Here is a 12,923-nt window from a genome sequence, read left to right on the forward strand (position 1 = left end):
CGCCATCATGGCGCGGGCGGCCTGTTCTGCCGTCTCTCAACCTTCCCGCCTTCGCGGATCAGATAGGCGCGGATATCCTCGACGTCGCTGGGCGAATAGAGCTCGGCGAAGCTCACCATCCCCAGATCCTTAAGCACACCGCCCCGCACGACGTTCTGGAAAGCCTCCGACGACTTGATGATCTCGGACCGCCGCAGATCGGCGGTGTAGCGCCCGGTAGCGCTGAAACCATGGCAGACAAGACAGGCGAAATTATATTTGGCCAGTCCTGCCTGGGGATCGCCGGTGGAGGTGACGCCCTGCAGATCGACGCGCGCGGGCGGCGGTACGTCATAGGGCTCCGCCTTGGCCTGGCCGTCGAGCGCGAACACCATCAGCCGTCCGCGCAGGCGCGGCAGGTCCGGCGTGATCGTCCCGATCATGGGCGCAAAGCCGCCGGTTCCCACCATGACGGCGACATATTGCCTGCCACCCAGCTGATAGCTGATGGGCGCGGCGACGATGCCGTTGACCGTCTCATAGGACCATAATTGCTGGCCAGTGGCGGCATCATAGGCCACGAAATGCCCCTCGACATTGCCCTGGAACACCAGCCCGCCGGCGGTCGCCAGCGCGCCACCGTTCATGAAGAAGCGATGCCGGACCTTCCATCGCGCCTTCCGGGCCACGGGATCCCAGGCGATCAGCTCGCCGAAACTGGCCTTTTTGACGGCCGCGATCGCCGCGTCGTCATCCGGGAATTCCAGCTTGGCGCCGCCCAGCGCCGTGTTGAGATGGCCGGGCCGAAACTTGAAATCGGGGTCCTTCTCGAAAAATTGCCCGACATTCTGCGCGGGAATATAGACGAGCCCGGTTTGCGGGCTGAACGCCATCGGGTGCCAGCTATGCCCGCCAAAGCCGCCCGGCAGCTGGTAATAGCCCTTCGTTTCATAGCGTGCTGCGGGCACCTCGATCGGCCGGCCGGTCCGGGCATCAATGCCCGTGGCCCAGTTGACCGGCACGAACGGGCTGGCCGACACCAACTCTCCGGTCAGGCGGTCGAGCACGTAGAAAAAGCCGTTCTTGGGCGCCTGGACGATCAGCTTGCGCGGCTTCCCGTCGATCACCCTGTCCATCAGGATGAGCGGCGCGGTCGCGGTATAGTCCCAGCTGTCGCCCGGCGTGGTCTGATAATGCCACATATATTCGCCGGTCGTGGCCTTCACCGCCACGATCGAGGACAGGAACAGATTGTCGCCCTTCCCCTGCGAGCGAACCTTGTGATCGTGGGGGGTTCCGTTGCCGACGCCGAAATAGAACAGGTCGCTCTGCGGATCATAGACCATCGAGTCCCAGACCGTCCCGCCCCCGCCGATCTTGCGCCAGACATCGCCGAACCAGCCTTTTTCCGCCAGTTCCCGAAGCGGCTTGTCGGATGGCTGCCCATCGGGCTTCCCGTCCGGATTGGGCACGGTATAGAAGCGCCAGACGAGCCGCCCCGTCGCCTGATCATAGGCCGACACATAGCCGCGCACGCCGTATTCCGCGCCGCCATTGCCGATCATGACCAGGTTCTTGGCGACATTGGTCGCGCCGGTGATGGTATAGGGCTTGGTCTGATCGACCGTGACGATCGACCAGAGCTGCTTGCCGCTGCGCGCGTCGAGGGCGATCAGTCGTCCGTCAAATGTCCCCACGAACACGCGTCCGTTGGCGACCGACACGCCGCGATTGACCGCATCGCAGCAGCCCTTGGGCAATGTCTCGGGCGGCACCTTGGGATCGAAGGCCCACAGTTCCTTGCCGCTGCGCGCATCGAACGCATGGACCTTCGACCAGGCGGTGCTGACATACAGCACGCCGTCGACCATGATCGGGGTCGCTTCCTCGCCCCGATCGACATCGAACTGATGATACCATTGCAGGCCCAGCCGGGCGACATTGGACGTGTCGATCTGATCCGAGGCAGCATAGCCCTGTCCCCAGGCATTCTGCCCGTGCAGCGGCCAGTCGGCGTCACCGCCCGATGACGCGCCGCGCTGGCATCCCGTCATCGCCAGGAGAAGCGCTCCCAGAGGCAGGAGGGCGCGCCATATGCTGCTCATCACATCACTCCCCAATCGATCTTCTTGTTGTCGGCCCGCCGGAAAATCGCCCGGCGGTGCATCTTTACGGTGTGCCCAGCGGTCAGTTCGTCTGGACCCAGACGGCCTTGCTGTTCAGATATTCCTGCACCTGATGCGTGCCGGATTCCTTGCCATATCCGCTCATCTTGTATCCGCCGAACGGCACCGCCGGGTCCATCAGCGAATAGGCGTTGATCCATACGGTGCCCGCGCGCAGGCGGCTGGACACCTTGTGCGCCTTGTTGATGTCGTTGGTCCATACCCCGCTGGCCAGGCCATAGGGCGTGTCGTTTGCCCGCTGGATGACGTCGTCGACCTCATCGAAGGGAATGGCCGAAATGACCGGGCCGAAAATCTCCTCGCGGGCGATTGTCATGTCGTCATGCACATTGGCGAAGACCGTGGGCGGGATGAAATAGCCATCGGCCAGCTTGCCGTCGGTCAATTGCACCCCGCCGGCGAGCGCCACCGCGCCCTCCGACGCGCCCGCCGCGAGATAGCCGTTGATCCGGTCGAGCTGTTCCTTCGACACCACCGGGCCGATCTGCGTGCCGGCGTCCAGCGGATCGCCCACGGTCAGCGACTTGCCGAATTCCGCGACCCGCTGCGTGAACTCCTCATAGATGCCGCGTTCGACGAAAAGCCGCGATCCCGCGAGGCACGCCTGGCCCGAATTGCCGAACACCCCCATCGCCGCCGCGGGCACGGCCCGGTCTAGGTCGGCATCGGCAAAGACGATATCGGGGGATTTGCCGCCCAGCTCCAGCGTCAGCTTCTTGATGTTCCCGGCCGAGGCACGGATGATATGCTGGCCCGTCTCGGTCGATCCGGTGAAGGAAATCTTGTCGACGTCGGGATGGGCGGCCAGCCGCGCGCCGGCGGTTTCGCCGAATCCGGTGATGATGTTGAGCACGCCTTCGGGCAGTCCCGCCTCCATGCACAATTGCGCCATGCGCAGAGGCGAGAGCGACGCCTGCTCCGCGACCTTGAGCACCAGCGTGCACCCCGCCGCCAAAGCGGGGGCAATCTTCCAGGTGGCGTTGAACGCCGGGCCGTTCCAGGGAACGATGCCACCCACGACCCCGATCGGCTCCTTGCGGGTATAGGCAAACACGTCGCCGGGCAGCGACGGTGTCATCGTCTCCCCCTGGATCGCCACGGCCTGCCCCGCGCAGAAGCGGAAGGTGTCGCCAATGACGTTCGACGCCAGATAGCGGGAAATCACGACCGGCGCCCCCATGTCGAGCGTGTCGAGCAGGGCAATCTCCTCCGCATGCGCTTCCAGCAGATCGGCGATGCGCAGCAATATCTTCTGCCGTTCCACCGGGCGCATGCTACCCCACGGCCCCTCGAACGCGCGCCTGGCCGCTGCGACGGCCAGATCCACATCGACCGCGTCGCCCAGCGCCACCTCGTCCAGGGCTGCGCCCGTCGCCGGGTTCACCGATCCGAAGGTCTTGCCCGACTGGGCCTCAACCCACTTCCCGCCGATGAACAGCTTCTTCGCCTTGCCGTCGAGGAAGGCGGGACGCGCAGGCGTGGCGGATCGATCATGCATGGAGGCTCTCCTGAAAGGCTGTTTGCCGGCAAGCTATGACCGGGATCGCTGAAGGTGGTAGACAATTCCTCCTGTAGAATTGCACAATCCTACGAGTTAAGCATACATGTAAGTCCCGGATCCGCTTTTCCGGACAGGCCATCGGAGAGCATCATGGACTCGCTTGCCACGCTACAGCAGATCGTCCGGCAGCATGGCGGCGAGGGCAACACGCAAACCGCGCTGCCCAATGTCTCGGTCTATCAGTCGCAGGTCTCGACCGAGTTCATGCATGCGATGTATGAACCGTCGATCTGCTTCGTCCTGCAGGGGGCGAAGGTCGCGATGCTGGGCACGGCGAGCTTCGCCTATGATTGCGCGCATTATCTGGTCGTTGCCGTCGATCTGCCGCTGGCCGGATCGATCACCGTCGCCAGCCCGCAGGAGCCCTATCTGGGGTTGCGCCTGAAGCTGGACCTGGAGGCCTTGCGGACGCTCGTCCTGGACCTGCCCCCGGACGGCGGACGATCCGACCCGACCGACAGCCTGATGCTGGGTACCGTGACGCCGGACCTGCTGGACCCGCTCGCCCGGCTGCTGGGATTGCTCGCCCGGCCCCGCGACATTCCGATCATGGCGCCGTTGATCGAGCGGGAAATTCTCTACCGGCTGGTGCAGGGCCCGGAAGCCAGGATGCTGCGACAGCTGGTTCTGGCCGACAGCCGCATCTCGCAGGTCAATCGCGCGATCGAATGGATCAAGCGCCATTATAACGAGGCGTTCAGCGTATCGACGGTGGCCGCCGCCGCCAATATGAGCCCGTCCGCATTCCACCAGCATTTCAAGGCCGCGACATCGCTCAGCCCGCTGCAATATCAAAAGCAGATCCGGCTGCATGAGGCGCGGCGCCTCATCCTGTCGGAACGCATGGAAGCGGGCAAGGCCGGCTTCGAAGTCGGCTATGACAGCCCGTCGCAGTTCAGCCGGGAATATAAGCGGGTTTTCGGCGCCCCGCCGGCGCGCGAGGTCTCCCGTTTCCGGCAATTGTCGCAGGCGGAGCGCTCCGCTGCATAGGCGGCGGCGTGCCCTTCGAGCTTAACGACATTGCCAGCCGATCATATACGCGTATAATCGGATTCGTAATTACGGGCAATCGACCTGCACCCGGCGGGCGGGCCGGAAAGGAGAGGCATGAGCACGCAATTTGATCTGGTGATCCGCGGCGGCACGATCGTCGATGGCACCGGCACGCAACCCTATATCGCCGATGTCGGCGTGCGGGACGGCCTGATCGTGGAGGTCGGGTCACTCACCGGGACGGGGCGCGAGGAAATCGACGCGTCCGGCCTGACCGTGACGCCCGGCTTTGTCGACATCCATACCCATTATGACGGCCAGATCACGTGGGAAAACCGGATGATCCCATCGTCGAACCATGGCGTCACCACCATCGTCATGGGCAATTGCGGCGTCGGCTTCGCCCCCGTGCGCGAGGGCGACCATCATCTGATGATCAAGCTGATGGAGGGGGTGGAGGACATTCCCGAAGTCGTGATGGCTGAAGGCGTCCCGTTCAACTGGAAGAGCTTCCCCGATTATCTGGACGTGCTCGAACAGCGGGAATGCGACGTGGATTTCGCGACGCAGATCCCGCACAGCCCGCTCCGCGTCTTCGTGATGGGGGAACGCGGCGCCAATCTGGAACCGCCCACGTCGGACGATCTGGTTGAGATGCGTCGCTGCGTGGCGGAAGCGGTTCAGGCGGGCGCGCTGGGCGTCGCCAGCTCGCGCAATCTGTTCCATCGCTTCCGGTCAGGCAAGCTCGCCCCGTCGGTCAATACCGAAGTCGACGAGATCCTGGCGCTGGCGCAGGGCCTGACCGACGCCGGCACCGGCGTGTTCCAGTGCAACCCCAATCTGGACAACGACGCCAGGGACGAAATGGCGGTGTTTCGCACGATCGCTGAAACAACCGGGCGTCCCGTCAATTTCAGCCTGATCCACATGCCGAACGACGCGACCAACTGGCATCGCTATATCGAGGGCATCCGGCAGGCCAGAGCCGATGGCCTGACCATCAGCGGCCAGTTCCTGCCACGCCCCCTTGGCGTGCTGTACGGGCTGGACCTGAGCTTCAACCCCTTCTCGCTCAATCCCAGCTATCGGGCGATCGCTGGCCTGCCGCTGGCGGAAAAGGTCGCACGCTTGCGCGACCCGGAGCTGCGCGCCCGGCTGATCGCGGAAGAACCGGACGATCCCAGCCCGTCCTTCGTCGGCATGATCAAGTCGATTTCGTCGCTCTACCGACTGACCGACCCGGTGCGGTACGATTTCCGCCCTGAAAACAGCCTGCAGGCGGAGGCGGAGCGGCTGGGCCGTCCCGAGCGCGAGGTCATCTACGACGCGCTGCTGGAAGACGAAGGTCGCGCAATCCTGGCGTCGTTCGCGACGGATATCCTCCCCTATCTCGACAAATCCGCCGTCCTGTTCGGGGAAGAGAATCTGATCCCGGCGCTGGGCGACGGCGGCGCGCATTACGGTATGGTCTGCGACGCCGCCTATACCACCTATCTGCTGTCCTGCCGGGTCGGCGACCGTGGACTGGACCTGCCCACGGCGGTCCGTTCCCTGACGAGCCAGCCGGCCAGATCTGTCGGTCTGGCGGATCGCGGCGTCGTGGCAGCGGGCTACAAGGCGGACCTCAACGTCCTCGATCTCGACGCGATGATGCTTCGCCGGCCGCAGATCAAGGCGGACCTCCCGGCCGGCGGCAAGCGCCTGTCGCAGCAGTCCACCGGCTATGTCGCCACCGTCGTCAGCGGCGCCGTGACCTATCGTAACGGGGAGGCCAGCGGCGCCCTGCCGGGGCGCCTCATCCGGGGCACGCGGAACGCACCTTCGGAACCAGCTCCGGCGCAATACGCAGACGCTTGAAACATGCTGTAAGGAACGGCCGGTCCGACATGATCGGATCGGCCGTTCCTTGACCATATTGCCCTGCCCTCGCCCCCATCATGCGGGCATTACTCTGTCAGGCCGTGGCGCCTGCTTCCTGCGCGCCGATGAAATGCATCGCGCATAATTTATTGCCGGCCGGATCGCGCAGATAGGCGTTGTAGCGCGCCATCGGCGTGCCGGCATCCCGCAATCCCGGTGCGTCCTCGATAGCCGTGCCGCCATTTGCCACACCTGCGGCATGCCAGGCGTCCACCATCCTGTCGGAATCGCAGGCGAAACCGATGGTCATGCCGTTGCCATGGGTCGCCTGTAGACCATCGATCGGCCGGGCAATCGCGAAATTCCCTGTCGCAGTGGACCAGAATATACGCCCCAGATGATCGACAAACCGATGCTCATGGCCAAGAACGGCGAATATGGCATCGTAGAAATGGCTGGATGCCTCCAGATCATTTGTTCCAACCATGATGTGGCTGAACATAATTATTTCCTCTCTCTATCAAAGTGCCGGCGCTTACCAATGCACTTCAGTTCGCTCGTCGCGAGCAGAAAATTCCTGTTGTCCGGTCCAACCAGCAGCGAAAGTCCGCTTTTCCCGATCACATAGCCGATGCTTCATCTGCCCTGATTGCGGCCGGTCCATACGCCTGTCGCCGCCAGCACAGCATGTTGCATAAGATGCCTTTACCCGTATAGATATTCGCGAAACGAAAATGGACAGGACTGAGGATGGGATGTGCGATCGGCTCTGCCTGCGGCAGGGCAACGGCCTGCCCGCCTTTCAGGCCGATGAGCTCGGCAGCCGCCATGCACAGTCACCCAGCACATAGAACATCCTTATCGCTCTATTGAGAAAGGCATATCATGAGTGAAGCGAAGCGTTGGCTCATCACGGGTATTTCCAGCGGCATCGGCGCCGCTCTGGCGCAGGCCGCACTGGACCGGGGCGATCATGTCGTCGGATGCGCGCGCAAGGCGGAGGATGTCGCAAAATTCGATGCCATCGCGCCGGGCCGCTCGACGGGCGTCCGGCTGGACGTCACCGACATCGCCAATGTCCAGTCCATCGTCGACGGGATCCTGGCAAGCGGGCCGCTCGACATCGTCGTCAACAATGCCGGCCAGAGCCTCTACGGCGCTTTTGAAGAAACGACGATCGCTGAAACCAGGGCAGTGTTCGACGTCAATCTGTTCGGTCCCTGGGCGCTGGCGCAGGCGGTCTTGCCGCACTTCCGCGAACGCGGCGCCGGGCAACTGGTCCACATGTCGTCGGGCAGCGGCCTGATGGGTTCGCCCGGCATCAGCGCCTATTGCGCCAGCAAGTTCGCGCTGGAGGGCATGAGCGAGTCGCTGGCCTATGAAATCGCGCCGTTCGGGATCAAGCTGATGATCGTCGAGCCCGGCGCCGTCGCGACCCGGTTCATCTCGCACGGCACGCACGACACCGAGCGACGCATGCCAGAATATGCCGCGCTTTCCGGCGGCGGCAAGGCTGCCCTTGAAGGCTATTATGCCACGGCGGCCGCGTCACCGGAGAGCGTCGCCCAGACCATCCTGGCCGCGATCGACAGCCCCGAGCCGCCGCTGCGCCTGATCGTCGGCGAGGATGTGCGCCAGCCTTTCCGCGCCAAGGCCGAACAGTTGCTGAACCTGGTTCGCGACTGAACCGGTCCATCGCTTCGTGCCCAACAGCGGGAAAGCTTTTGGGCACGAAGCGATGCGAAAACAGGAAAACCGGCGCGTGCGGGCCGCGTCAGATTGAACGCCGGTCGCGTACTCTGGCAGCGCCGCTAAGCTCCGATCAGGCGCATGTCGCGCAAGCGACGGGTTGTGGCAGCGCGCCGATGCCGGCCAGGCTGGAGGTCGCATCGAGATAGGCACGGCACAAAAGCGGCAACTGGCTGCCCAGCATGTCGAGCGCCGCCGGCGTCGGCCCCCCTTCCATTTCCAGCACCGCGCGCACCGTCCCGGACAGCGCCTGTTGCAGGATGAACGTCACCGTATCGAGATCGTCGAACCGGCCGTCCCGGCTGCTGGCGAGCAGGGCGCGCAGGGCGGCATAGATGCGCCGCGACATGTCGCCTGCGATATCTGGGACCTCCAGTTCGCTCGCGGCGGCATATAACGCGCGCGACGCTTCGATATTATGCGTTTTGGCCGCCAGATAGGATGCCGCCAGGCCGTCCGACATCACGGCGATCGTCTGCCCCTGCAACCGCCCGCAGGCATCCTCCACCGCTTCGGCGATCAGGCCCAGATGCCGCTGCACCACGGCGAAGATCAGCGCCTGTTTCTGCGGGAAATACTGGTACATCGTACCGACCGCGACGCCGGCGCGCTCCGCCACTTTCGTGGTGGTCAACCGGGACGGCCCCTCCGTCAGCAAAACCTGAATAGTCGCTTCATGGATCGCCTCGACCGTCGCGGCCGATCGCGCCTGTCGCGGCATTTTCCTTGGGTTCAGCAGATATCGTTGGGTCGTGGCCATATGCGAATTCAAATGTTGAAGGATTGTTCGCATAATAGCCCAAGCTTGAGAGGATGCAACTGTTCGCGAACAGCCTGCCGGCCACGCCGGGCTGTTCCGACACCCCTGGCAAGCCAGACAATTCAGCCGCAGCCCCCGGTCGCTTCGCGCCGGCCATGAGAGGAAATGATCCGTGAAATATAACCAGCTTGGCCGCACCGGCCTGTTCGTGTCGGAGCTGTGCCTGGGCACCATGACCTTCGGCGGCAATCCGGACGCCGGCTATTGGGCCGCGATGGGAACACTGCGGCAGGATGCCGTCGATCCGCTGGTGGAACGGGCACTGGCCGCCGGGGTCAACTTCATCGACACCGCCAATGTCTATTCCAACGGGGAATCCGAACGGCTGGTGGGCCAGTCGCTCCGTAATCTGGGGGTCAACCGCAGCGATGTCGTGATCGCCACGAAATGCACCCTCCAGATGGGTAGCGGGCCTAACGCGCAGGGCGCTTCGCGCGGGCACATCATGGATTCGGTGAAGCAGAGCCTCGACCGCCTGCAACTCGATTATATCGACCTCTACCAGATCCACGCCAATGACTGCGTGACGCCGGTGGAGGAAACGTTGCGGGCGCTCGACGATCTGGTGAGCCAGGGCCTCGTCCGCTATGTCGGCGTGTCGAACTGGCGCGCGGCCAAGATCGCCAAGGCGCTGGGGGTCAGCGCAGCGGCGCGCTATGCCCGTTTCGAAACGCTCCAGGCCTTCTATTCCATCGCCGGCCGCGACATCGAGCGCGAGCATGTCCATCTCCTGAAGGACGAGCAGATGGGGCTGATGGTGTGGTCGCCGCTTGCCGGCGGCCTGCTGTCGGGGAAATTCGGCCCCGGCTCCAGCTCGCCCGAAGACGCGCGGCGCAGCAATTTCGACTATCCGATCGTGGACATGGACCGCGCCTGGGCATGCATCACCGAAATGCGCAGGATCGGCGACGCGCAGGGCGTGTCCGTGGCCCGGATCGCCCTTGCCTGGCTGCTGGCCAAGTCGCACGTCACCAGCGTCATCATCGGCGCCAAGCGGCTGGACCAGCTGGAAGACAATCTCGGCGCGGTCGACGTGCAACTAAGCGCCGAAGACCTGGCGAGCCTGGACGCGGTCAGCCAGTTGCCGCCCGAATATGGCGATTGGGTCACGGGCGTCGATTTCACGCGCCGCCCCGCGCCGTTCGTCCCCGCCGGCAACTGAGCCTCTGCTTGCAGGACAGGCTCGATGGGCGGACGCCCCGAGCCTTCCCGATATCCGATTGATTTTCAAGAAAGAGTCAGACCATGACTGAAGCAACCATGACCGTGCCCGCGCATGTGCCTGCGCATCTGGTGCGGGATTTCAACATCTTCTTCGACGGCTCCTATGACGAGGTTTTCTCGCACTGGAAGGGCCTGCATGACGAGGACCGGCCCGAAATCTTCTGGACGCCCCGCAATGGCGGCCACTGGATCGTCACCCGGGCCGAGGATGTCGAGACCGTGTATGGCAATGGCGACCTGTTCACCACCGTGCCCTATGGCAATGCCATTCCCTATCGCAATACGCCCGCGCCGCCGCTCCCCATCGCGTCCGAGCCGCCCGAGCACACCGAATATCGGCGGCTCATCAACCCCTTCTTCTTCCCCAAGCGGATCCAGAAAGTGGGCGAGCATGCCCGCCAGCTGACCCGCGACATCATGGATCGACTGATCCCGCAGGGAGGCTGCGAATTCTACAACGACTTCGCCATGTTCATGCCGATCTACGCCTTCCTTGGGCTCGCGGGCCTGCCCGAGGAGGATTGGGAGATGCTCATGCCATGGGCGCAGACGGTGGTGCGCGAACCGGACATGGAGGTCGCGGCGGCCACGACCAGGGACGCCTGGGCCTATCTCAAGTCGCGGGTCGACGTGCGCCGGACCCAGCCGGGCGACGACCCGCTGACCGCGCTGGTGCAGGGTGAGGCCTTTGGCCGGCGACTGGACGAAAATGAATGTGTCGGCAGCGCGCTCAATATCCTTTTCGCAGGCGTCGACACCACGCCGGCCACATTGAGCTTCGTGGCGCATCACCTGGCCACGCACCCCGACCATCGGCGCGCCCTGATCGACAAGCCGTCCCTCATTCCCGCCGCTGTCGAGGAATATCTGCGTCGCTTCCCGGCCGGCGTCACCGGGCGCGGGGTCAAGAACGACATGGAGTATAAGGGCGTGACGATGAAGCAGGGCGATCCCGTGCTATCGCCGGCGCTGCTCGGCAATCTGGACGAGCGCCGGTTTCCCGATGCCATGACGGTCGATTTCGATCGCAAGAATGTCGCCGGCCAGACGCTGACCTTTGGCGCCGGTCCGCATCGGTGCATCGGCATGATGCTCGCCCGGATGCAATTGCGCGTCTTCCTGGAGGAATGGCTCCCCCGTCTGCCCGATTTTTGGGTGGCCGAGGATGATGTGCCGCTGGTCCGGTGCGGTACCGCCATGGCCATGACCCACCTGCCCCTGCGGTGGTGAGAGCGATGGTGAAGGCGATGGTGAAACCGGGTCACAACCGGTCGACGCGATAGGAGAAGGCTCATGTGCAAGCGCTGCGATGATATGGAGCAACCCGTCCATTCCCGGCTGCCTGGGGATGACCGCAGGGCGTTTCTGAAAGGCGCCCTGGCGACCGGCGCGGTGGCTACGGTCGCGACGCTTGCACAGGAAGCCGTTGCCGCCACTGGAAAGGCGGCCAAAACGGTCAGGACGGTCGGCCTGGCGAAAAGCGCCATCGACAAGCCGTTCGAACGGTTCGAATTCCGACGCCGCTCTCCCGGGGCGGACGATGTGCTGATCGACATCCTCTATTGCGGTGTCTGTCACACCGACATCCATTTCCTCGACGGGTCGTTCGGCCCGCTGCGAAGCACGCTGGTTCCCGGTCATGAGATGGTCGGCCGCGTGCGGGAAGTCGGCGCGTCGGTATCCCAGTTCAAGGTCGGCGATCTGGCCGGCGTCGGCACGATGATCGACAGTTGCGGCACGTGCCGATATTGCCTGGCGGGCCTGGAGCCCTATTGCCAGACCGGCTTCACGCCGACCTATGGCGTGACGCCAACCGGGGTCATCCAGGGCGGATATGCGTCGAACATCGTCGTCAAGGAACGCTTTGCGCTGAAGATCGACCCTCGGGTCAATCTGGCGGCGACAGCCCCGTTGCTGTGTGCAGGGATCACCACCTATTCCCCCATGCGCTACTGGGACATCAAGCAGGGAAAGAAGGTCGCCATCGTCGGATTTGGCGGGCTGGGCCATGTCGCGCTGAAGCTGGCCGTGGATGCCGGCGCGGACACGTCGATATTCTCGACCACGGCCGGGAAGCAGGATGCCGCGATGAAGATGGGCGCGCAGCGCTTTTTCGAATGGAACAGCGCCAGCGACTTTCCGGCGCTGCGCAATGAATTCGACTATATCCTGTCCACCGTCCCCGCCGGCTATGACATGGGGATTTTCCTGCCGCTGCTGGCGGTAGACGGCACCTTGTCGAACGTCGGCACGCTCGGCCTGATGGAAAAGCCGCTGAACAACGGGCTTCTATTGGGCGGCCGGCGTCGGATCACGGGCAGCGCCGTGGGCGGCATCGCAGAAACGCAGCAGCTGCTGGATCATTGCGCCGCGCGCAACATCGCCGCCGATATCGAGCTGATCGGCTCTGACCGTATCGACGAAGCCTTTCGACGCGTCGCGGCGAAGGACGTTCGTTTCCGCTTCGTGCTGGACATGGCGCGCTTCGCCTGAAGCCCTGCATCCCGTGTTACCCCACCCATCGATATCGCCAAGAGCAAGGAACAGGATG

At 64.0% G+C, this 12,923-nt stretch carries 11 protein-coding genes; 6 read left to right on the forward strand and 5 right to left on the reverse strand.

Going from position 1 to position 12,923, the window contains the following annotated elements; translation table 11 throughout:
- Positions 1 to 5: 5 nt before the first annotated feature.
- The gene (locus tag HRJ34_RS28480) at positions 6 to 2,084 is read right to left on the reverse strand and encodes a PQQ-dependent dehydrogenase, methanol/ethanol family (protein ID WP_208634676.1); all 2,079 of its coding nucleotides are present in this window, start codon (positions 2,082 to 2,084) and stop codon (positions 6 to 8) included.
- Between the two features lie 82 nt (positions 2,085 to 2,166).
- Complete coding sequence (locus tag HRJ34_RS28485; protein ID WP_208634677.1) at positions 2,167 to 3,663, reverse strand: aldehyde dehydrogenase family protein; 1,497 nt, start codon at positions 3,661 to 3,663, stop codon at positions 2,167 to 2,169.
- Positions 3,664 to 3,816: 153 nt separating this feature from the next.
- Here HRJ34_RS28485 and HRJ34_RS28490 point away from each other — a divergent pair, with 153 nt between their 5' ends.
- Positions 3,817 to 4,716: an AraC family transcriptional regulator gene (locus tag HRJ34_RS28490; protein WP_208634678.1), complete on the forward strand. Its 900-nt coding sequence runs from the start codon at positions 3,817 to 3,819 to the stop codon at positions 4,714 to 4,716.
- 117 nt (positions 4,717 to 4,833) lie between these two features.
- Positions 4,834 to 6,576: an N-acyl-D-amino-acid deacylase family protein gene (locus HRJ34_RS28495; protein ID WP_208634679.1), complete on the forward strand. Its 1,743-nt coding sequence runs from the start codon at positions 4,834 to 4,836 to the stop codon at positions 6,574 to 6,576.
- A 97-nt stretch (positions 6,577 to 6,673) separates the two neighbouring features.
- Here the strand turns inward: HRJ34_RS28495 and HRJ34_RS28500 are convergent, their stop codons facing one another.
- Both HRJ34_RS28500 and HRJ34_RS28505 read right to left on the reverse strand, forming a co-directional pair.
- Entirely contained in the window at positions 6,674 to 7,081 is a 408-nt protein-coding gene (locus tag HRJ34_RS28500) for a VOC family protein (RefSeq protein WP_208634680.1), read from the reverse strand.
- Positions 7,082 to 7,199: 118 nt separating this feature from the next.
- The gene (locus HRJ34_RS28505) at positions 7,200 to 7,409 is read right to left on the reverse strand and encodes a hypothetical protein (protein ID WP_208634681.1); all 210 of its coding nucleotides are present in this window, start codon (positions 7,407 to 7,409) and stop codon (positions 7,200 to 7,202) included.
- A gap of 55 nt (positions 7,410 to 7,464) precedes the next feature.
- On the opposite strand from HRJ34_RS28505, the gene HRJ34_RS28510 reads away from it, so the two are divergent.
- The gene (locus HRJ34_RS28510) at positions 7,465 to 8,265 is read left to right on the forward strand and encodes an SDR family NAD(P)-dependent oxidoreductase (protein ID WP_208634682.1); all 801 of its coding nucleotides are present in this window, start codon (positions 7,465 to 7,467) and stop codon (positions 8,263 to 8,265) included.
- A gap of 136 nt (positions 8,266 to 8,401) precedes the next feature.
- Here the strand turns inward: HRJ34_RS28510 and HRJ34_RS28515 are convergent, their stop codons facing one another.
- The gene (locus HRJ34_RS28515) at positions 8,402 to 9,088 is read right to left on the reverse strand and encodes a TetR/AcrR family transcriptional regulator (protein WP_208634683.1); all 687 of its coding nucleotides are present in this window, start codon (positions 9,086 to 9,088) and stop codon (positions 8,402 to 8,404) included.
- A 172-nt stretch (positions 9,089 to 9,260) separates the two neighbouring features.
- Between HRJ34_RS28515 and HRJ34_RS28520 the strand changes: the two genes are divergently transcribed.
- From HRJ34_RS28520 to HRJ34_RS28530, 3 genes are all read left to right on the forward strand, one after another.
- Complete coding sequence (locus HRJ34_RS28520; RefSeq protein ID WP_208634684.1) at positions 9,261 to 10,310, forward strand: aldo/keto reductase; 1,050 nt, start codon at positions 9,261 to 9,263, stop codon at positions 10,308 to 10,310.
- An 83-nt stretch (positions 10,311 to 10,393) separates the two neighbouring features.
- Positions 10,394 to 11,602, forward strand: coding sequence for a cytochrome P450 (locus HRJ34_RS28525; RefSeq protein ID WP_208634685.1), 1,209 nt, complete (start codon positions 10,394 to 10,396; stop codon positions 11,600 to 11,602).
- A gap of 63 nt (positions 11,603 to 11,665) precedes the next feature.
- Complete coding sequence (locus HRJ34_RS28530; protein WP_226949251.1) at positions 11,666 to 12,865, forward strand: NAD(P)-dependent alcohol dehydrogenase; 1,200 nt, start codon at positions 11,666 to 11,668, stop codon at positions 12,863 to 12,865.
- The last annotated feature ends 58 nt before the right edge of the window (positions 12,866 to 12,923 follow it).

Source organism: Rhizorhabdus wittichii, from assembly GCF_017607425.1.
Lineage (GTDB): Bacteria > Pseudomonadota > Alphaproteobacteria > Sphingomonadales > Sphingomonadaceae > Rhizorhabdus > Rhizorhabdus wittichii.